Source organism: Rathayibacter sp. AY1C2 (assembly GCF_002931195.1).
Classification (GTDB): domain Bacteria; phylum Actinomycetota; class Actinomycetes; order Actinomycetales; family Microbacteriaceae; genus Rathayibacter.
Genome location: NZ_PSWG01000006.1, coordinates 86,652 through 107,237, shown reverse-complemented (window position 1 = coordinate 107,237; position 20,586 = coordinate 86,652). Strand labels below are relative to the sequence as shown.

Genomic DNA, 20,586 nt, shown 5'->3' with positions numbered 1-20,586 from the left:
CCGTGGGCCGCTCCTCCGCGCGCGCCCTCCCCACCGGCTCCGCCGCTCTGCTGAGCATCGGGCAGGTGCTGGCCAGGCTGACCACTGAATTCCCGGACGTCACCCCGTCCAAGCTGCGCTTCCTCGAGGAGCAGGGGCTCGTCTCGCCGGCCCGCACCGACTCCGGCTACCGCAAGTTCTCGGGCTCCGACGTCGAGCGGCTCCGGATGATCCTCGCGCTGCAGCGCGACCACTACCTCCCCCTCAAGGTCATCCGCGGGTACCTCGACGACATCGACGCCGGGCGCGAGCCCGCCCTGCCGGCCGGTGTCGGGGGTCCGAGCGCCTCGCTCCTCGGCCCCGCCACGCGCTTGACCCGCGAGGGCCTCGCGGCCGAGTCCGGTGCCACGCCCGCTCTCGTCCAGGAGGCCATCGCCGCCGGGCTCGTGCGGGGCGGCGACGTGTTCGGGGACGAGGCCGTGACGACGCTCAAGGCGCTCGTCGACCTCGGCCGATCGGGTATCGAGCCCCGTCACCTCCGACCGCTCCGCGTCGCCGTCGAGCGCGAGATGTCGCTCATCGAGAGCGTCGTCGCCTCCAGCGCCCGCCGCGGAGAGGCGTCCGGCTCCGCCGGTGCTGCCGAGAACGCGGTGGGGCTCGCGACCCAGCTGGGCACGATCCGCGGGGCGATGGTGCGCAGCGCCCTCTCGCGGATCGCCCGCTCGTGAGGGCCGCGCCGCCGGCCGACGGGCGGCCCGTGCGACACGCCGCGGCGCCGAGGCCGATGTCGTTTACTCGGCCTGCGCCGGTCGGTACGGTAGGGAGCGCGTTCGGAGGATCCGGCGTCCGGATCCGAGAGGCACAGGGATGAGAGAAGTCAGCCGCGACGTCAGCGGCCAGCGCGACCTCGTCCTGTTCACCGACGGACTGCCCGAGCTCGACGCCGACGCGGGCTACCGCGGGGCCGTCGCGGCGCGCGCCGCGGGGATCACCTACCGTCAGCTCGACTACTGGGCGCGGACCGAGCTCGTCGAGCCCACCGTGCGCGGCGCGTCCGGCTCCGGCACGCAGCGCCTCTACGGCTTCCGCGACATCCTCGTGCTGAAGCTGGTCAAGCGCCTGCTCGACACCGGGATCTCGCTCCAGCAGATCCGCACGGCGGTCAACCAGCTCCGCGAGTCCGGGGTCGACGACCTCGCGCAGACGACCCTGATGAGCGACGGCGCGAGCGTCTACCTCTGCACCTCGAACGACGAGGTCATCGACCTGCTCAGCCGCGGCCAGGGCGTCTTCGGCATCGCCGTCGGCAAGGTCCTCCGCGAGGTCGAGTCGAGCCTCGTCGAGCTCGACCACCAGTCGGTCGACCCGGGCGACGAGCTCGCCCAGCGCCGCGCCTCCCGCCGCGTCGGCTGACCGCCCACCCCTCGCGGGTCGGCCGCTGCTCCGGGGACTCCCGGGTCTCCTCCGCGCGCTCAACTGGTCAGGAGCGGACCCGCCTGCAGCCGTGCTGTGCGAGCAACGGGCGCCACCCGAGTCTCACCATGCTGGTCGAGTGGCGGGCCCCGCCCGCGTGAACCGTCCGCCGGACGCGAGTTCCCCGCCGATCACGCCCGCTCACCCTGCTGGTCCGATGACGGGCTCCGTCCGTGTCCCGCCCTGCGGATCCGACGACGGGCTCCGCTCGCGTCCCGCCGTGCTGATCTCTCAACGGGCTCCGCTCGTGTGCGGTCATGCTGATCGAGTAGCGCGCTCCTCCCACGCATCGAGAGTCCGCGCTGAGCTTCGACGCCGAGCGTCCGCCGGCGCCGTCCCTGGCACTCCTCGAGCATCGAGCATCGCCCGCGTCCCGAGACCTCGAGCCGGAGAAGTCCGGCGGGCCCGCCGGCCCTAGGTCGAGGCGGGGACCTGCTCGCCGATGCGTCCGGTGCGGATGACGCGGTCGAGCAGCAGGTCGAAGTTGTGCGCCATCTCCTGGGCGCTCTCCCCGGGCCAGACGTGGACGGGCTTCGCCGCGCCCTGCGCCTGCTGGAGGGAGGTGCGCTCCGGGAGCTGCGGGCTGAGGACGAGCGGCCCGAACATGTCGCGCAGCTCTTTGATCCGGAACTGGTGCTCCAGCGACTGGACGCGGGCGCGATTGACGATGATGCCCAGCGGCTGGAGGCGCGGGCTGAGTCCGCGGCGGATCTCCTCGATCGCCCGGAGCGCCCGGTCGGCGGCGGCCACCGAGAACAGGCCCGGCTCCGTGACGACGGCGACGCGGTCGCTCGCGGCCCAGGCCGTGCGGGTCAGGGCGTTGAGCGAGGGGGCGCAGTCGATCAGCACGAGGTCGTAGTCGGCCTCGACGCTCGCGAGGGCCTCCTCGAGCTTCCAGATGTCGCGGATGCTGGGGTGCGGCCCGTCGAAGTTGATCGCGGAGGGGCTTCCGATCAGCACGTCGATCGTGCCGTGGTGCTCCTTGGTCCAGCCGGAGGGGGCGATCGCCGAGCGGACGATCTTCTCCTTCGGCGACGTCAGGACGTCGGCGATGTTGAGGTGGCCGGCGACGTTGATGTCCATTCCGGTCGACACGTCGGACTGGGGGTCGAGGTCGACGACCAGCGTTCGCAGGCCCTTCGAGAACGCCGCGGATGCAAGGCCGAGCGTCACCGTGGTCTTGCCGACGCCGCCCTTGAGGGAGCTCACGCTGAGTACATGCATGGCTGACTACTTTACGTTCCTCCGGGCGGCAGAACCTAACCGTTCGCTGCACGCGCCGTCCGCGCCGCCTCCGGAAGCGGGCAGCACTAGCAGTCGGAGCGCGCTCCGACCAAGCCGCCCGGCGCGATCCGGGCCCGCCGGTACACTCGTCCTGAGCGGAAGGAGGCTCGTTCGCATGGATGAGCGCAATGACGAACAGCCCGACACCGGCACCGGTCCCACGCCGCGGACCGCCATGGACGCGGCTCGGGAATCGGGTCAGTACTCCCCGCGAGCGAGCGACACCGCTCCGACCCTCCTGCCCGACGGCGTGCGGATCACCCCGCCCGGCCCGCGGCGCCGCTCCACCGCCCCCGCTCCGGTCGAGGACGAGGACGCGATCGACGTCGGCCGCCTCGGCCTGCCGCCCTCGCGCTCGCACGCTCTCGTGCCCCCGGAGCCGAGTCCTGCTCCGACCCCCTCACCGGCTCCCGCTCACCCGTCCGGCGCGAACGGACCGGTCTCGGCGGGGATCCCCGCCCGAGCGGAGTCCGCCGAGAAGCCCGCGGCGTCCGAGTCCGCGGGGGAGCCCGCCGCCGTCCCCACGCGCCGCGACCGCCTCCGCGCCGAGTCCTCGAGCGCCGCTCCCGCCCCGTCCGCGCCGAGCGCCGCCGTCCCCGAGTCGGCGTCGATGCTCACCCCGGACAGGCTCCTGGAGGTCAACCGCAAGACCCGTCCCGCTCCCACGGGCGGCTGGCACCGCTTCCTCTACGGCCTGACCTTCCACACGGTCAACCTCGGCGACTCCGCGAAGGTGAAGGCGTGGAAGGCGATGGACGAGCGGATCGGCCGGCAGTTCGAGGGCGGCACCCGCTTCGTCCCGGTCATGACCCGCAAGGGCGGCGTCGGCAAGACCACGGTCACGACGCTCCTGGGCATGGCCCTCGCCGACGCGCGCGAGGACCGCATCATCGCGGTCGACGCGAACCCCGACCGCGGCACCCTGGCCGAGCGCGTCCCCAAGCAGACGCGGGCGACCGTCCGCGACGTCGTGAACCGCGCGGCCGGCGTGACCGGATTCACCGAGTTCTCGACGATGGTCTCCCGCGACGAGACCCGCCTCGACGTCCTCGCCTCCGACACCGACCCGCAGCTCTCCGAGGCCTTCGACGAGGACGACTACAACGTGGTCGCCGATCTGGTCGAGCGCTTCTACTCGATCATGCTCACCGACTGCGGCACGGGCATCGTGCACTCGGTGATGCGGCCCACGCTGCAGCGCGCCGACACGGTGGTGATCGTCTCGGGCGGCAGCGTCGACGAGGCCCGCCTGGCCTCCGAGACCCTCACCTGGCTGGACGCGAACGGCTACGGCGCCCTGGTGCGCAACGCGGTCGTCGCGCTCAACACGGCGACTCAGGGCACGAGCCTGGTGAAGCTGGAGGAGATCGAGTCGCACTTCCGCTCCCGCGTCCGCGACATCGTCCGCATCCCCTACGACCCGGTGCTCGCCGCCGGCTCCGTGGTGAAGTGGGAGCAGCTGCGCGAGGGCACGAAGGACGCCGCACGCCTGCTCGCCGCGCTCGTGGTCGAGGGCATGCCGGTCCGACGTGTCTGAGCCCCGGGGCTCCGAGGCGGCGTCCGCCGCGTTCCAGGACCGCACCGACGGACCCGACGCGACCACCGACTCCTTCGACCTGATCGTCGTCGGGGCCGGCTCCGGCAACTCGATCGTCGGTCCGGAGTTCGACGGCCTGCGGGTCGCGATCCTCGACGACGGCGAGTGGTTCGGCGGCACCTGCCTCAACGCCGGCTGCATCCCGACCAAGATGTTCGTCCATGTCGCCGACGTGGTCACCGACGTCGACCAGGGCGCCCCGATCGGCGTCCACTCCCGCCTCCGCCGCCCCGAGTGGGCCGAGGTGCGCGACCGGGTCTTCGGCCGGATCGACGCGATCAGCGAGGGCGGTTTCGAGTACCGCGATCAGCGCTCCCCGAACGTGACCGTCCTCCGCGAGAGCTTCGGCTTCGAGTCGCTCGGAGACGGCGACCGACCGCACGTCCTCGTCAGCGCCAGCGGTGCCCGCATCAGTGCTCCGCAGGTGGTCGTGGCCGCCGGCTCGCGGCCCAGGCCGCTCCTCGCCGCGTACGAGCCGGACCCCCGCATCCAGGACTCGTCCTCGGTCATGCGGCTCGACGAGCTCCCCGCGCGGATGCTGATCCTCGGCGGCGGCGCCGTGGCCGTCGAGTTCGCCCACGTCTTCTCCTCCTTCGGCACGGCCGTGACCGTCGCCGTCCGCGGCGACCGCCTCCTCCGCGCCCTCGACGAGGACGTCTCGCGCCGGTTCACCGGGATCGCCGCCGAGCGGTACACGGTGCTCACCGGAGTGAGCGCCGAGAGCGTCGACGCCCGCCCTGACGGGCTCCGCGTCGCCCTCAGCGACGGCACGACGGTCGAGACCGATCTGCTGCTCGTCGCGCTCGGCCGCGACCCCAACAGCGACACGGTCGCCGCCGCCTCCGTCGGGATCGATCTGCACGAGGACGGCCGGATCAGCGTCGACCCCGAGCAGCGCGTCCTCTCCGGCGGACACCCCGTGCCCGGCCTCTTCGCCCTCGGCGACGTGTCGTCCCGCTGGCAGCTCAAGCACGTCGCCAACCACGAGGCGCGCCTCGTGGCGCACAACCTCCTGCACCCGGGCGAGATGCTCTCCGACACCCTCTCGCCGGTGCCCGGCGCGATCTTCGCCCACCCGCAGATCGCCCACTTCGGGCTCACCGCGGCCGAAGCGCGAGACCAGGGCCTGGACGTCGTCACCGTCACCCAGGAGTACGGCTCCACCGCCTTCGGCTGGGCGCTCGAGGACGACTCCAGCGCCTGCCTCCTGGTCGTCGGACTCGACGGCGCCCTCCTCGGCGCGCACATCATCGGGCCGCAGGCCAGTATCCTCATTCAGCCGCTCGTCCAGGCCGCCAGCGCCGGCACCGGCATCCGCGGACTCGCCCGCAGCCAGTACTGGCCGCACCCCGCAGCGAGCGAAGTCGTCGAGAACGCCCTCCTGAGCGCGGAGGAGGCCCTGAGGGAGCGCACCACATGACCGAACGCCAGATCCGCATCTTCGGGGACCCGGTGCTGAAGACCCCGTCCACGACCATCGAGACGGTCGACGCCGGCGTCCGCGGCCTCGTCGAGGACCTCGTCGACAGCGTCCGCCCGCCCGGACGCGCCGGCGTCGCAGCCCCCCAGATCGGCGTCAACCTCCGCGCCTTCAGCTACAACGTCGACGGCGTCATCGGGTACATCCTCAACCCCGAGATCATCGAGCTCAGCGGAGACCCGCGACCGGTCGACGAGGGCTGCCTCTCCGTCCCGAACCTCTGGTACCCCGCGATCCGCTACCCGCACGCGAAGGTCCGCGGCACCGACCTCGACGGCAACGAGGTCCTCCTCGAAGGCGACGGCCTCATGGCCCAGGCCCTCCAGCACGAATGCGACCACCTCGACGGACGCCTCTACCTCGACCGCCTCTCCCAGGACGACCGCCGCGCCGCCATGAAGGCCGTCCGGGAATCCGACTGGTTCTGAGTTCGATTCCGGGCCGGTCCCTGCCCGGCCCGGCGCGGTCGGCTTTTCGAGGTGGGCGCGTTCCATGGAGCGTCGTGCGTTCCGCCGACGGGAAAGCGCTGGGACGCGCTTTCCCGGATACGGCTGTGTTGGTGGGGAGCCGGTCCTTGCCCGGCTCCGCGCAGTCGGCCGCTCAAGATGGGCGCGTTCCGTGGAGCGTCGTACGTTTCGCCGACGGGAAAGCGCTGGTACGCGCTTTCCCGGATACGGCTGTGTTGGTGGGGAGCCGGTCCTTGCCCGGCTCCACGCAGTCGGCCGCTCGAGGTGGGCGCGTTCCATGGAGCGTCGGGCGTTCCGCCGACGGTGAAGCGCTGGCACGCGCTTCACCAAATACGGCTGTGTCGAGGGGGAGCCGGTCCCTGCCCGGCTCCGCGCGGTCGGCTTTTCGAGGTGGGCGCGTTCCATGGAGCGTCGTGCGTTCCGCCGACGGGAAAGCGCTGGTACGCGCTTTCCCGGATACGGCTGTGTTGAGGGGGAGCCGGTCCCTGCCCGGCCCGGCGCGGTCGGCACCGCGACAGGGGCGCGTCGAGGAGAGCGTCGGGCGTTCCGCCGACGGGATAGAGCTGGGCGCGCTGTCCCGGAGGCGGCTGCGATCGGGACGGCCTGCTGGTGACGCGGGGAGAGCGCGGGGTCAGCGGAGGGAGATGCCCTCGGTGGCGGGGGCGGCGGAGTAGACGGCGGCGATGGTGTCGGCGAAGTCGGCGAGGATGACGTTGCGCTTGATGCTCATCTTCGGAGTCAGGTGACCGCTCGCCTCCGTGAACTCGGTCGGGAGGATCACGAACTTCCGGATCGACTCTGCACGGGAGACGCGTTCGTTCGCCGCGTCGACGGCCCGCTGCACCTCGGCCAGAACGACCGGGTTCACGGCCGCGTCCTCGAGTGAGAGGCCCTTGTCCTGCCCGTTGTTCGCGAGCCACGTCGGCAGCATCTCGGCGTCGAGCGTGACCAGTGCGGCGATGAACGGGCGCTGGTCGCCGACGACGACGACCTGGCCGACCAGCGGGTTCGCGCGGATCGGATCCTCCAGCGCCGCCGGAGCGACGTTCTTGCCGCCGGCGGTGACGATGATCTCCTTCTTCCGCCCGGTGACGCGCAGGTACCCGTCCTCATCCAGGGTTCCGAGGTCGCCCGTGCGAAACCACTCGCCGTCGAACGACTCGGCCGTCGCCGCCTCGTTGTTCCAGTAGCCGCCGAAGACGTCGATGCCGCGCACCTGGATCTCGCCGTCGCCCGCGATCCGGATCGAGACCCCGGGCATCGCCGGGCCCACCGAGCCGATCTTGAACCGCTCGGTGCGGTTGACCGTGGCGGGCGCCGTCGTCTCCGTGAGGCCGTAGCCCTCGAGGATCTTGATGCCGAGGCTGTGGAAGAAGTGCCCGAGCCGGTCTCCCAGCGGCGCCGAGCCGGACACGGCGAAGCGGACGTTCCCGCCCATGGCGGTGCGCAGCTTCGAGTACACGAGCCGGTCGAAGAGGAGGAACTGCAGCTTCAGCGCGAGCGGCACCGAGCCCGCCTCGAGCGCCATCGAGTGGGCGACGGCGACGTCGGCCGCGCGGCGGAAGATCTTCCCCTTCCCCCCGGCCTCGGCCTTCTGCTCCGCGGAGTTGTAGACCTTCTCGAACACGCGCGGCACGGCCAGGAGGAACGTCGGCTTGAAGGACGCGAGCGAGGGGAGCAGCTGCCTGGTGTCGGCCTGGTGCCCCACCTTCACCCCGCCGTGCACGCAGAGGATCGCGATGAAGCGGGCGAACACGTGCGCCGTGGTGATGAACAGCAGCGTCGACGCGCCGGGCTGGTGGATCAGCTCCGTCAGGGCGACCGCCGAGTTGCGGCTGAGCTCGACGAAGTTCGAGTGCCGGATGATGCAGCCCTTGGGGCGGCCGGTGGAGCCGGAGGTGTAGATGATCGTCGCGATGTCGGTGCCGGTCGCCAGCGAGCGGCGGCGCTCGATCTCGGCATCCGGCACGTCGATGCCGCGGGCGACGAGCTTGTCCAGATCGCCCAGCCCGATCTGCCAGGCGAGGCGGACCTCGGGAAGGTCGGCGCGGATCTCGTCGAAGCGGGCGAAGTGCTCGGGAGTCTCGACGATCACGGCGTGCGCGCCGGAGTCGGCGAGGTTCCACTGCACCTGTGCGGGAGAGGAGGTCTCGTACACCGGGACGAGGACCCCGCCGGCGAACCAGACGGCGAAGTCGATCAGCGTCCACTCGTAGCGCGTCTTGCAGATCAGCCCGACCTTCTCGCCCGGCTCGAGGCCGACGGCGACGAAGCCCTTCGCGAGGGCCGTGACCTGGTCGAGGAACTCCTGCGCCGTCACATCGCGCCAGCCCTCGCCCTCGGGCAACGCGAAGAGCGGGCGATCGGGCGTCTCGCGGACGCGGTCCAGCAGGAGGGCGGTCGTATTGGCCTGGGGATCGGCCGGAACCACCAGGGGGGAATCGAACTGGTCCACGGCAACTCCTTCGGTACCTGAATGAACGTCGTCTCCACCCTACCGGCGCGGCGCAAGCTGTGGATCCGTTCAGGGTAACGATCCAGCGGTGGCTCCGCGAGGAGGGCCGACACGCGTCGCCGGGTCTCGCCGCTGAGCCGCATCGGAGCGCTCGCGGTCACTACACTCGTCCTGGCCGCCGCTCAGGGCGGCCCGCCGACGCTGCCGCGCCGGTGGCGACGGGAAGGCGGTTCGCGTGCACGCGATCGGGATCGACATCGGCGGCACGAAGATCGCCGGAGCCCTGGTCGACGAGTTCGGGGGGATCCTCCGCGAGGACCGTCGGCCCACGCCCGCCGGGCACCCCGAGCTGATCGTCGACGTCGTGGTCGAGATGGTCGAGCATCTGCGCTCCGGTCTGCTCCCGGGAGACGTCTCCGCGGTCGGAGTCGCCGCCGCCGGCTTCATCGACGCCTCGCAGTCGATCGTCTACTATGCCCCGAATATCAACTGGCGCAACGAGCCCTTCCGCGAGAAGCTCTCGGCCCGCATCGACCTGCCGATCATCATCGAGAACGATGCGAACGCCGCCGGCTGGGCCGAGTTCCGCTACGGCTCGGGCCGCCTCGTCAGCGACATGCTGATGCTCACCATCGGAACCGGAGTGGGTGGCGCGATCGTCATCAACGACCGGCTCCTGCGCGGCGGCTTCGGCGCGGCGGCCGAGATCGGGCACATGCGCGTCGTCCCCGGAGGCCTGCCCTGCGGCTGCGGCGCCCGCGGCTGCATCGAGCAGTACGGCTCGGGCCGGGCGCTCCAGCGCTTCGCCGGCGAGCTGGCCGACGCGGGCGGGATCGGCCAGGGCATCGCCGACGCCCGCGCCCGCAACGGCGGCGAGCTGAACGGCCACCTCATCTCCGAGCTGATCACCGCCGGCGACCTCGGCGCCCTCGCGGCGCTGCGACAGCTCGGCCACTGGCTGGGCGAGGCGGCGGCCAGCCTGAGCGCCGTCCTCGACCCGCAGATGTTCGTCATCGGCGGCGGAGTGGCGCAGGCGGGCGACCTCCTGCTGGACCCCATCCGCCAGGCCTACCTCGACAACCTCCCCGCCCGGGGCTACCACCCCGAGCCCGAGTTCCGCATCGCGGAGCTCGTCAACGACGCCGGAGTCGTGGGGGCCGCCGACCTGGCGCGCCTGCACGCGAGCTCCCTCTAGCGGCACCCGCCGCACCCGATCCGCCGCACCGCCGAGGAGCCCGATGTTCTACTGGTTCATGAAGCACATCGTCGCGGGCCCGCTCCTGAAGACGATCTTCCGGCCGTGGGTGGTCGGTGCCGACAAGGTGCCGCAGAACGGCGGCGTGATCCTCGCGAGCAACCACCTCTCCTTCATCGACTCCGTGATCCTCCCGCTGGTGATCGAGCGGAACATGGTCTTCCTCGCCAAGAGCGACTACTTCACCGGCAAGGGCCTCAAGGGCTGGGCGACGCGGACGTTCTTCACCGCCACGGGGATGCTGCCCATCGACCGCTCCGGTGGCAAGGCGTCGGAGGCCTCGCTCAACACGGGCCTCCGCGTCCTCGCGGGCGGCCACGCCCTGGGCATCTATCCCGAGGGCACGCGCAGCCCCGATGGCCGCATGTACCGCGGCCGCACCGGTGTCGCGCGCATGGTCCTCGAGGCCCGCGTGCCCGTCATCCCGGTCGCCATGATCGACACCGCGCGCATCATGCCCATCGGCAAGCGCCTGCCGAAGCTGGGCCGCATCGGCATCGTCTTCGGGGAGCCGCTCGACTTCAGCCGCTTCGAGGGCATGGAGGGCGACCGGTTCATCCTCCGCTCGATCACCGACGAGATCATGTACGAGCTCCTCGCCCTGAGCGGCCAGGAGTACCTCGACGTCTACGCGACCTCGGTCAAGGAGAAGCGCGCGGCCCTCACCCGCTGAGCGCCCGCTCGACGCCGGGGCCCCCTCCCGGCCGAGCGCCCTGCCAGGCGATAAGCTCGTCAACCGCTGCCGTCCGTCCGGACGGCGGCCCTCCGCGCGCCGCTGGCGCCCGTCAGAACCGGGAACACCCTCGTGGTCATCGATCCGAACGAACCGTACGTCCTCGCCGCCCCCTCCGTGGTCGCCGGCCTGGACTATTGGCGCGAGCTCGAGATCAAGCAGCAGCCGCAGTGGCCCGATGCGGAGGCCGTGCGAGCGGCGTCCGCCGAGGTGGCCGCGCTCCCTCCGCTGGTGTTCGCCGGCGAGGTGGACCAGCTGCGCGAGCGTCTCGGAGCCGCGGCCCGCGGCGAGGCGTTCCTCCTGCAGGGCGGCGACTGCGCCGAGACCTTCGCCGGAGCGACCGCCGAGCAGATCCGGAACCGCGTCAAGACCGTGCTGCAGATGGCCGTCGTCCTGACCTACGGCGCGAGCATGCCCGTCATCAAGATGGGCCGGATGGCCGGCCAGTTCGCGAAGCCGCGCTCGAGCGATCTCGAGACCCGCGGCGACGTGACCCTGCCCGCCTACCGCGGCGACATCGTCAACGGCTACGACTTCACCCCGGAGTCCCGCGCCGCGGACCCGCGCCGCATCGTTCAGGGCTACCACACCGCCGCCTCGACGCTGAACCTCATCCGCGCCTTCACGCAGGGCGGATTCGCCGACCTGCGCCTCGTCCACTACTGGAACAAGGGCTTCACCGAGAACCCGCAGAACCAGCGCTACGAGCAGCTGGCCCGCGAGATCGACCGCGCGGTCAAGTTCATGGTGGCGTGCGGGGCCGACTTCGAGGGCATGAAGCGCACCGAGTTCTACACCGGCCACGAGGGCCTGCTGATGGACTACGAGCGCCCCATGACGCGCATCGACTCGCGGACCGGCACGCCGTACAACACCTCCAGCCACTTCATCTGGATCGGCGAGCGCACCCGCGAGCTCGACGGCGCGCACGTCGACTTCCTGTCGCGGGTGCGCAACCCGATCGGCGTGAAGCTCGGCCCGTCGACCACGCCCGAGACGATGCTCGAGCTGATCGACAAGCTCGACCCCGAGCGGGAGCCCGGGCGCCTCACCTTCATCACCCGCATGGGTGCCGGGAGGATCCGCGACGCCCTCCCGCCGCTGCTCGAGGCCGTCAAGCGGAGCGACGCCCTGCCGCTGTGGGTGACCGATCCGATGCACGGCAACGGGCTGACGACGCCGACCGGCTACAAGACCCGTCGCTTCGACGACGTGGTCGACGAGGTCAAGGGCTTCTTCGAGGCGCACCGCGCCGCGGGGACGCACCCGGGCGGCATCCACGTCGAGCTCACAGGCGACGACGTCACCGAGTGCCTCGGCGGCTCGGAGCACATCGACGAGGCGACGCTCGCCACCCGGTACGAGTCGGTCTGCGACCCGCGCCTCAACCACATGCAGTCGCTCGAGCTCGCGTTCCTCGTGGCGGAGGAGCTCCGGGGCCTCGCGATCTGATCCGACCCCGACCGCCGGTCGAGTCCCCGCCGAGGGGCTCGACCGGCGGCGTCAGGTCGTGATGGTGATCGACAGCTGGATCGTCGTGCCGCGCTGCACGAGATCGCCGGCCTTGTTGGACTGGTTCGTGACCTTGGTCAGCTCGTTCGGCGCCGCGTCGATCAGCGGGCCGAGCGTCGTCAGGGAGTAGCTCCACGACAGGTCCGCCGCCTCGAGGGCCGCCTTCGCCTCGTCGCGGTTCATCCCCACGACGTTCGGCACGGCGACGGGCTCGGGCCCCTTCGACACGACGACCGAGACGGTGTCGCCGGTCACGGCGGGCGCCTCCGGGTTCGCCTGCGTGAGGACGACGCCCGCGGCCACGGTGTCGCTCCAGTCCTCGCCGCTGCGGTCGAGGGCGAGACCGGCCGCCTCCGCCTTCGCCGTCGCGTCGTCGATCGAGAGGCCGACGACGTTCGGGATCGGTCCGAGGCTCACCACCATCGCGATGGTGCTGGTCTCGGACATCGTCTCGGGCAGCGCCGATCCGTCCGGCAGCGAGGCGGAGACGACCACACCGGCGTCGACGTCGGCGTCGAAGATCTTCGAGACGTCGCCGACGGTGAAGGAGCCGCCCGTCACCGCGGCGGCAGCGTCGGCCTCCGAGAGGCCGGCGAGCGACGGGACCGGCAGCTGGCGCGGCCCGCTCGAGACGGTCAGCGTGATGACGGAGCCCTTGTGCACCCCCTGCCCGCCGGGCGGATCGGAGCTCACCACCGTCCCCGCGGGCACGGTGAGGTCGGGCGTCTCCTGCGGCTGCACCTCGAAGCCCTGCGCCTGCAGCTGGGCCGTCGCGTCCTGCTGCGACTGGCTGACGACGTCCGGGATCGACACGATCGCGCCGGGTCCCTCGCCGAACCACCAGGCCGTCCCGCCGCCGATGAGCGCCAGGAGGAGGACGACCACCGTGAGCAGGACGCCGCGGCGCCGTCGGACGCGGCGCCTGCTCGCGAGCCGGGCGACGGTGTCGTCGTCCTCGTCGACCACGAGCACCGCTCCGGGGGCCGGCGCCGGGTCGAAGACCGAGGTCTGCCCGGGCTCCGCCGTATCGAAGACGGCCGTCGCGGGCGCCGGATCGGCGACGGGCGCCGGGAGCGGGGTGACCGCCTGCGTGTCGCCGCGGCGGTCGCTCGGTGTGATGCCCATGAGCCGCTCGGCCTCGAGCAGCTGCGCGAGCATGACACCGGCGTCGCGGGGCCGCATGTCCGGGTCGCGCTCGGTCGCCCAGAGGACGAGCTCGTCGAGCGAGGTGGGGACGGAGGCGACCGTCGCGCTGGGGTACGGGACGGAGTCGTTCGCGTGCTGGTACGCGATCTGCATCGGCTGCTCGCCCGTGAAGGGCTGCTCTCCGGTGAGCATCTCGTAGATCATGATCCCGATGGCGTAGATGTCGCTGCGGGTGTCGGCGGTGCCCCGCGTGACCAGCTCGGGGGAGAGGTAGGCGATCGTGCCGAGGAGGGCCTGACCGGAGGCGGTGTTGGCGGAGGCGGCGCGCGCGAGGCCGAAGTCGCCGATCTTGATCCGGCCGTCGTCGGCGAGGAGCACGTTCTCGGGCTTGAGGTCGCGGTGGAGGATCCCGGCGCGGTGCGCGGCGGCGAGACCCGAGAGCACGGAGTGCATGATGTCGACGACCTGCTGGGCGGTCAGCCGGCCGCGCTCCTTGAGCAGGTCGCGCAGAGTGATCCCGGGGAGGTACTCCATCACCAGGTAGGCCATGTCCGAGTCCTGGCCCTGGTCGAAGACGCTGACCACGTTCGGGTGGGCGAGACGAGCGGCGGAGCGCGCCTCCTGGACGAAGCGGTTCTTGAACGTCGCGTCGTCGGAGAGGTGGCCGTGCATGACCTTCATCGCCACGCGGCGCTCGAGGCGCTGGTCGTGCGCGAGGTAGACCGTCGCCATGCCGCCGCGGGCGATCCTCGAGCGCACCTCGTACCGGCCGTCGACGAGACGGCCGAGGAGAGGGTCGAGCTGGCTGGTGGTCACGCGACGAGTCTAGGCAAGACCCCCGGGGGAACCGGTGAGCGACGCCCGGGCGGCGCAGGACGGGCCCGACTCCTTCTCCGGGGCGCCCGCAGTTGGCGGCCCTCCGGGCTCGTGGCAGTCTTGACGCGTGACCGACTCGTCCGCTTCCCCCGCCACCTCGACCGATTCCGAGCTCGAGTGGCTGACCGTCCCCGACCTCGTGGAGCTGACCGGGCTCGGCGCCGGCCGGGTCCGCCGCCTCCTCGAGGAGCGCCACCTGCTCGGCACCCGCCGCGACGGCGTGCTGAAGGTCCCCGCCCTCTTCCTCCGCGACGGGGAGCCGATGAGCGAGATCCGCGGCACCGCGATCCTGCTCGCCGACTCCGGCTTCACCGACGACGAGGCGGTCGACTGGATGCTGACGGTCGAGGAGAGCCTGGGCACGAGCCCGATCGTCGCCCTCCGCGCCGGCCGCAAGGCCGAGGTCCGGCGGGTCGCCCAGGCCCTGGCCTGATCCCGCCGGTCCGCTCCTAGGAGGTGCGGACCGTGACCTGGGCGGCCAGCTCGCGCAGCTCAGCCACGCCCTCCGTGCGGAGCGGCGCGTCGGGGAGGACCGCGATCGCCGCGGCCACCTCCTGGTCGATGCGCTCCTCGAGCCGCTCGAGGGCGCCGCTGCCCGCGATGATATCCTGCGCCCGCGCGATGGACGCCGCGTCGGCGTCGCTCCGGCCCACGACCGCGTCGAGCTCGGCCCGCTCGCCCGGCGAGCACGCGCCGCGGGCGAGGCCGAGCAGCACGGTGCGCTTGCCCTCCCGCAGATCGTCGCCGGCCGGCTTGCCCGTCACCGCCGGGTCGCCGAAGACCCCGAGGACGTCGTCGCGCAGCTGGAAGGCGATCCCGACCGGGAGCCCGAAGCGGCGCAGGGCGTCCAGCTGCGCGTCGTCGCCGCCGGCGAGGGAGCCGCCGATCACCAGCGGCGCCTCGATGCTGTACTTCGCGCTCTTGTAGACCACCACCCGCTCCGCCCGCTGCAGGTGCTCGTGCTCGGGGTGCTGCACCCATGCGCTCTCCTCGAGGATGTCGAGGTACTGGCCCAGCGTGACCTCGGTGCGCATCAGGTTGAACTCCGCGCGCGCGCGCTCGGCTGCGACTCGATCCCCGAGCGACCACTCCGCCGCGGCGAAGATCTCGTCCGACCAGACCAGGAGGAGGTCGCCGAGGAGGATCGCGGAGGAGCGGCCGAACTCGTCGCGGTCGCCGGTCCAGCCGCCGTCGGCGTGGAAGGAGGAGAAGCGCCGGTGGGCCGCGGGAGCGCCGCGGCGGGTGTCCGAGTTGTCGATCACGTCGTCGTGGACGAGGGCGGCGGCGTGGAACAGCTCCAGCCCGGCGCCCACCCTCGCGATCGGATCGGAGCCGCTCGGATGGGCCTCGCTCGAGGTGCTCGACACCGCGTTCCAGCCTGCCTCGCAGAAGCGCGCGCGGAACCGCTTGCCCCCGCTGAGAAAGTCCCGCGAAAGGTCGCCGAGGGCGGAGACGTCCTCTCCTATGGAGCGCAGAATTGGCGTGCGCCCGGTGAGGAATTCATCGATTCGGAGCTGGACGCGATCGACCAGTCGAGAGCTGTGGTTCACCCGACCAGCCTATGCACCGAAGGTGCCTGGTGCCTGCGTCGGGCTCGGTCTACACTGAAGCGCCGCCCGACCGGTCGAGCCCAGACGCCGCCTATTCCGGTGCCGATCCCCGAAAGGGTCGACGCCGCACCCTGAAGGGGTCACGATGCCGCTTTCGGAACACGAGCAACGGCTCCTCGATGAGATGGAGCGGAACCTCTACCAGAACGACGCCGATTTCGTGGCGGCGGTCGGCAAGGGACGCGGCGGCACCAACTACCGGGCCCTCGTGCTCGGCATCCTCCTCGGCATCCTCGGTCTCGCCGTGCTCGTCGCGGGAGTGGTCGTGCGCCAGCCCCTCGTCGGCATCCTCGGGTTCGCCTTCATGCTCGGCGGCGTGATCGTGGCCATGCGCCCGGCCGCCGGCGGCTCCTCCGAGCCCGGCCTGCCCGACGTCGGCCGTCCGTCGAAGCCCCGCTCGGGCAACCGCCAGGGGTCCGGCTTCATGGACCGTCTGAACGACAGGTGGGACAACCGCGGAGACGGGCGCGGCTAGCCTCCCCTTCGCTCCACCACAGGGTCGATCCTCACGGATCGGCCCTTTTTTCGTGCCCGCGGCCTCCCTCCCGCGGCATTCCCCCTCCACTTCGCCCCACTGTCGCGATTCTGCGGAAACACGCGGATGACCGGGGCCTCTCCGGCGCGCCCCGCGCCGCGCCGGGGTTGTGAGTGGGGGGAAGTGGAGTACTGTGGAGGACACACCATCCTTGGCCGGAAGAAGTGGGGGGCAGTCCGTGTTCCTCGGCACCTATTCCCCCAAGCTCGACGAGAAGGGCCGCGTGATCCTCCCCGCCAAGTTCCGCGACGAGCTCTCCTCCGGAGTCGTCGTCACGCGCGGCCAGGAGCGGTGCCTGTACGTGTTCAGCCAGGCCGAGTTCGAGGTGATGCACGAGAAGATCCGGCAGGCGCCGGTGACCAGCAAGCAGGCGCGGGACTTCCTCCGGGTGTTCCTCTCGGGCGCGAGCGCCGAGACGCCGGACAAGCAGAACCGCGTGACCCTCCCGGCTCCGCTGCGCGCCTACGCCGGCCTCGACCGCGACCTCACCGTCATCGGAGCGGGCAACCGCGCCGAGATCTGGGCGCAGGGCGCCTGGGAGACCTACCTGCAGGAGCAGGAGTCCGTGTTCTCCGACACCCAGGAGGAGGTGATCCCAGGCCTGTTCTAGGTCCTGTCGCGCGACTCCCAGCCACTCGGCGCCCGGACGCACCTTCCCCGGTGTCCGGACGCGAGGTGGATGGGGATCGGACGACAGGAACGGGAACGGCGGGACCGCCATGGCAGAGAACACTCCGAAGGGCGCTCCGCGCCCGACCGAGGAGCGGCACCTCCCGGTGCTGCTCGAGCGCTGCGTCGAGCTCCTGGCTCCGGCGCTGGAGCGCGACGGGGCGGTCGTCGTCGACGCGACGCTCGGCATGGGCGGGCACTCGCTCGCGCTGCTCGAGCGCTTCCCCGGCCTGCACCTCGTGGGCCTGGACCGCGACCCCGAGGCGCTGCAGCTCGCGGGGGAGCGGCTCTCCGCCCACGCCTCCAGGATCGACCTCGTGCACGCCGTCTACGACGAGCTGCCAGACGTGCTCGACGAGCTGGGCATCGACACGATCGACGGTGCGCTCTTCGACCTCGGCGTCTCCTCGCTCCAGCTCGACGAGACCGAGCGCGGGTTCTCCTACTCCAAGGACGCGCCGCTCGACATGCGGATGGACTCGACCGCCCCGCTCACGGCGGCGAGCATCCTCGCCGACTACGACGAGACCGCCCTGCGCCGCATCTTCCACGAGTACGGCGAGGAGCGCCTCGCCGCGCGCTACGCCAAGAAGATCGTGGAGGCCCGTCGCGAGGCTCCGCTGGAGCGCTCCGGCCGTCTCGTCGAGATCATCCAGGCGGCGACCCCGGTCGCGATCCAGCGGAACGGCCACCCCGCCAAGCGCGTCTTCCAGGCGCTGCGGATCGAGGTCAACCAGGAGCTGTCCGTCCTCGAGCGGGCGATCCCCGCCGCCCTGGGCCGGATCAACGAGGGCGGGCGGATCGTCGTCGAGGCGTACCAGTCGCTCGAGGACCGGATCGTCAAGCGCGCGCTCCAGGCCGCGTCCTCCTCCACCGCCCCGGCCGGCCTCCCGATGGAGCTGCCGGAGCATCGACCCGAGTTCCGACTCGTCATCCGCGGAGCCGAGCTCGCCTCCGACGACGAGAAGGCCCGCAACCCCCGAGCGACACCCGTGCGTCTGCGCGCGGCCGAGAGGATCAGGAGCACCGCATGAGCGCCACCGCCGTCATCGACCCCGCCGTCATCGACACCGCCCGCCGAGCACGCCCCGAGGAGGAGGCGCCCCGCCCCCGCATCGAGGCCGTCCCGGCCGGTCAGGCGCAGTCACGCCCGAAGCTCGTCTACGGGATCGTCGCCGTCGCCGGCCTCTTCGCGATCATCGTCGTCCAGCTCCTGGTGAGCGTCGGCCTCTCGCAGGGGGCCTACCAGATCTCGGCGCTGCAGACCGAGCAGAAGTCGCTCACCCGCAGCAACGCGGAGAAGCAGGACGCCGTCGACACGCTGAGCTCGCCGCAGAACCTCGCCACCGCCGCGCAGGGCCTGGGCATGGTCGCCAACACCGCGCCGGTCTACCTCCGCCTCTCGGACGGCGCCGTGCTGGGCGACCCCTCCTCCGCCGCGTCGAGCGAAGTCGCGGGCACCGCCTCCGCGCCGCTCGTGCCCAACGCCCTCGTCCCGGCTCTCCAGCCCGGCGCGAGCGCGTCCTCCCCGGCTGTCGACGGCGCGGCCGTACCGTTGCAGGGCGAGCTGCCCGCGCCCATCACGCACTGACGCACGGCGTCGCGGTCCGCCTCCGTGCGGGCACCCGCCCCGCGGGGCGCACGACGACCATCCGGACCCGACGAACGGCGGCCCGCCCGCCCGGAGCAAGAAGGACACCGCCGCAGTGAGACACCACCGCTCGAGCAGACGCCGCACGGCCGTCACGTTCGTCATCATCGTCGCCGTCGTCGGACTCTTCATCGGCAAGCTGGTGGACATCCAGATCGTGCGGGCGAACGAGCTCACCGATGCGGCCGCCCAGAACCAGTCGAACAGCGTCGTCACCTACGGCCAGCGCGGCCCCATCGTGGACCGCTCCGGGACGGTGCTCGCGGACACCACCACGCGCTACCGGCTGACGACCTCGCCGAAGAACGTGGCCGAGTTCCCGCGCGAGCTGGGCGAGGACCAGAAGGTCATGGTCAGCGTGCAGCAGGCCGCCTCCGAGATCGGCGCGATCACCGGGCAGTCGGTCGAGCAGATCACCGGAGCGGTGGACGCCGCGCTCGCGAAGGACGCGAAGGCCAACTACCTGATCCTCTCGGAGGGGCTCGACCTCGAGGCCTACCAGAAGCTCGTCGCGCTCGACATCCCGTGGACCTACTTCGAGACCCAGCAGGGACGCAGCTACCCCAACGGCGCGGTGGCCGGCAACCTCGTCGGCTACGTCGGGGCGGACGGAGCGGCCCAGGAGGGCATGGAGTACGCGGAGAACACCTGCCTCGCGGGGCAGAACGGGTCCGAGAGCTACGAGCGCAGCGCCGACTACGTCCGGATCCCGGGCAGCACCGTCTCGGAGACCCCGGCCGTCGACGGCGGGACGCTGAAGCTCACCATCGACTCCGACCTCCAGTACTACTCCCAGCAGGTCCTCTCGCAGCGCGTCGCCGAGGTCGGCGGCAGCTACGGGATCGTCGTGGTGCAGGAGGTCAAGACCGGCAAGCTGCTCGCCGTGGCCGAGACGCCGACCGTCGACCCCAACAACGTCGAGGCGAGCGCCTCCGCCGACCGCAGCTCGCGCGCCTTCCGCGCGCCGTTCGAGCCGGGCTCGACCTTCAAGCCGATGACGGCCGCGATGCTGATCGACCAGGGCCAGGCGGGCCCGACGACCCAGGTCGTCGTCCCGGACTCCTTCGAGAAGGACGGCGCCTCGTTCAGCGACGACTTCGCGCACACCCCGACGAACTACACGCTGACCGGCATCCTCAAGGACTCGTCGAACGTCGGCATCTCGATGCTCGGCTCCCGCCTGTCGGCCCAGACCCGCTACGACTACCTGCAGAAGTTCGGTCTCGGCACGCCCACCACGAGCGGCTTCCCCGGCGAGGAGGGCGGCCTGCTCGCCGACTACCAGGACTGGGACAACCAGACGAACTACACGACGATGTTCGGCCAGGGCGTCTCGGCGACCGCGGTGCAGGTCGCGAGCATCTACCAGACGCTCGGCAACGGCGGAGTGCGGCTCCCGTCGCGGCTGATCGACGGCTGCACCACGGCCGACGGCTCCGTCGTGGACGTCCCCGATGCGACGGGCACCCAGGTGGTGTCGAGCTCGGCCGCGAAGCAGGTCGTCGACATGCTGCAGACGCACTACAACGAGGGCTGGCTGGCGAACGACATCCACGTCGACGGCTACAACATCGCCACCAAGACCGGTACCGCGCAGCAGCCCGACGGGAAGGGCGGCTACTCGAAGAGCTACACCGTCTCACTCGCCGGGCTCGCGCCTGCGGAGGACCCGGAGTACGTCGTGACGGTCACCATCGCCGATCCGGTTAAGATGAATACGTCCCAGGCGACGGCTCCCGTCTTCCAGCAGGTCATGACCCAGGTGCTCAAGACCAACCGGGTGGAGCCGTCCACGGTGCCGCCCGTCGAGTACCCGACGACGTGGTGAGCCCCGCCGGGACCACGATCCACGCACCAGAACGAG

The 20,586-nt window shown here is 71.6% G+C and carries 18 protein-coding genes; 14 read left to right on the top strand and 4 right to left on the bottom strand.

The window, feature by feature from the left end; translation table 11 throughout:
• Positions 1-2 precede the first annotated feature (2 nt).
• Both C5C55_RS06790 and C5C55_RS06785 read left to right on the top strand, forming a co-directional pair.
• On the top strand, positions 3-707 hold the full coding sequence (locus tag C5C55_RS06790) for a MerR family transcriptional regulator (protein ID WP_104225380.1): 705 nt from the start codon (positions 3-5) through the stop codon (positions 705-707).
• 139 nt (positions 708-846) lie between these two features.
• Positions 847-1,392 (top strand): MerR family transcriptional regulator, encoded by a 546-nt coding sequence (locus C5C55_RS06785; protein ID WP_104222575.1) that lies wholly within the window; start codon positions 847-849, stop codon positions 1,390-1,392.
• Between the two features lie 474 nt (positions 1,393-1,866).
• Here the strand turns inward: C5C55_RS06785 and C5C55_RS06780 are convergent, their stop codons facing one another.
• A complete protein-coding gene (locus C5C55_RS06780) occupies positions 1,867-2,676 on the bottom strand; it encodes a ParA family protein (protein WP_104233355.1) in 810 nt (269 codons plus the stop codon).
• Between the two features lie 175 nt (positions 2,677-2,851).
• Here C5C55_RS06780 and C5C55_RS06775 point away from each other — a divergent pair, with 175 nt between their 5' ends.
• The 3 genes from C5C55_RS06775 to def are packed head-to-tail and all read left to right on the top strand — an operon-like array spanning position 2,852 to position 6,241.
• Positions 2,852-4,273, top strand: coding sequence for a MinD/ParA family protein (locus C5C55_RS06775; protein ID WP_258059940.1), 1,422 nt, complete (start codon positions 2,852-2,854; stop codon positions 4,271-4,273).
• The gene (locus C5C55_RS06770) at positions 4,266-5,753 is read left to right on the top strand and encodes a mycothione reductase (protein WP_104233354.1); all 1,488 of its coding nucleotides are present in this window, start codon (positions 4,266-4,268) and stop codon (positions 5,751-5,753) included. The genes C5C55_RS06775 and C5C55_RS06770 overlap by 8 nt, the downstream gene beginning before the upstream one ends.
• Entirely contained in the window at positions 5,750-6,241 is a 492-nt protein-coding gene (def, locus tag C5C55_RS06765; protein WP_104233353.1) for a peptide deformylase, read from the top strand. Before C5C55_RS06770 ends, def begins: the two co-directional genes overlap by 4 nt.
• Positions 6,242-6,911: 670 nt before the next feature.
• Here def and C5C55_RS06760 read toward each other — a convergent pair.
• Positions 6,912-8,735, bottom strand: coding sequence for a long-chain fatty acid--CoA ligase (locus C5C55_RS06760; protein WP_104233352.1), 1,824 nt, complete (start codon positions 8,733-8,735; stop codon positions 6,912-6,914).
• A gap of 235 nt (positions 8,736-8,970) precedes the next feature.
• On the opposite strand from C5C55_RS06760, the gene C5C55_RS06755 reads away from it, so the two are divergent.
• From C5C55_RS06755 to C5C55_RS06745, 3 genes are all read left to right on the top strand, one after another.
• Positions 8,971-9,930, top strand: a complete 960-nt coding sequence (locus C5C55_RS06755) for an ROK family glucokinase (RefSeq protein ID WP_104222580.1) — start codon at positions 8,971-8,973, stop codon at positions 9,928-9,930.
• Positions 9,931-9,973: 43 nt separating this feature from the next.
• A complete protein-coding gene (locus C5C55_RS06750; protein WP_104222581.1) occupies positions 9,974-10,663 on the top strand; it encodes a 1-acyl-sn-glycerol-3-phosphate acyltransferase in 690 nt (229 codons plus the stop codon).
• Positions 10,664-10,840: 177 nt separating this feature from the next.
• Complete coding sequence (locus tag C5C55_RS06745; protein ID WP_104233401.1) at positions 10,841-12,175, top strand: class II 3-deoxy-7-phosphoheptulonate synthase; 1,335 nt, start codon at positions 10,841-10,843, stop codon at positions 12,173-12,175.
• Positions 12,176-12,226: 51 nt separating this feature from the next.
• On the opposite strand, the gene pknB is transcribed toward C5C55_RS06745, so the two are convergent.
• On the bottom strand, positions 12,227-14,197 hold the full coding sequence (gene pknB, locus C5C55_RS06740) for a Stk1 family PASTA domain-containing Ser/Thr kinase (RefSeq protein WP_104222582.1): 1,971 nt from the start codon (positions 14,195-14,197) through the stop codon (positions 12,227-12,229).
• Between the two features lie 127 nt (positions 14,198-14,324).
• Here pknB and C5C55_RS06735 point away from each other — a divergent pair, with 127 nt between their 5' ends.
• Positions 14,325-14,690 (top strand): Rv2175c family DNA-binding protein, encoded by a 366-nt coding sequence (locus tag C5C55_RS06735; protein WP_104222583.1) that lies wholly within the window; start codon positions 14,325-14,327, stop codon positions 14,688-14,690.
• 16 nt (positions 14,691-14,706) lie between these two features.
• Here C5C55_RS06735 and C5C55_RS06730 read toward each other — a convergent pair whose 3' ends face one another.
• The gene (locus C5C55_RS06730; RefSeq protein WP_104233351.1) at positions 14,707-15,807 is read right to left on the bottom strand and encodes a polyprenyl synthetase family protein; all 1,101 of its coding nucleotides are present in this window, start codon (positions 15,805-15,807) and stop codon (positions 14,707-14,709) included.
• 145 nt (positions 15,808-15,952) lie between these two features.
• Between C5C55_RS06730 and C5C55_RS06725 the strand changes: the two genes are divergently transcribed.
• The 5 genes from C5C55_RS06725 (at position 15,953) to C5C55_RS06705 (ending at position 20,550) form a co-directional block, all read left to right on the top strand.
• Positions 15,953-16,342, top strand: a complete 390-nt coding sequence (locus C5C55_RS06725) for a DUF3040 domain-containing protein (RefSeq protein WP_104233350.1) — start codon at positions 15,953-15,955, stop codon at positions 16,340-16,342.
• Positions 16,343-16,580: 238 nt separating this feature from the next.
• The gene (gene mraZ / locus C5C55_RS06720) at positions 16,581-17,012 is read left to right on the top strand and encodes a division/cell wall cluster transcriptional repressor MraZ (protein WP_104222586.1); all 432 of its coding nucleotides are present in this window, start codon (positions 16,581-16,583) and stop codon (positions 17,010-17,012) included.
• Positions 17,013-17,121: 109 nt separating this feature from the next.
• Positions 17,122-18,105 carry a 16S rRNA (cytosine(1402)-N(4))-methyltransferase RsmH gene (rsmH, locus tag C5C55_RS06715; RefSeq protein ID WP_104225374.1) on the top strand — a complete coding sequence of 328 codons (984 nt, stop codon included), beginning with the start codon at positions 17,122-17,124 and terminating at the stop codon, positions 18,103-18,105.
• On the top strand, positions 18,102-18,662 hold the full coding sequence (locus C5C55_RS06710) for a hypothetical protein (RefSeq protein ID WP_104222588.1): 561 nt from the start codon (positions 18,102-18,104) through the stop codon (positions 18,660-18,662). The genes rsmH and C5C55_RS06710 overlap by 4 nt, the downstream gene beginning before the upstream one ends.
• A 115-nt stretch (positions 18,663-18,777) precedes the next feature.
• Complete coding sequence (locus C5C55_RS06705) at positions 18,778-20,550, top strand: penicillin-binding protein 2 (protein ID WP_258072507.1); 1,773 nt, start codon at positions 18,778-18,780, stop codon at positions 20,548-20,550.
• Positions 20,551-20,586 lie beyond the last annotated feature (36 nt).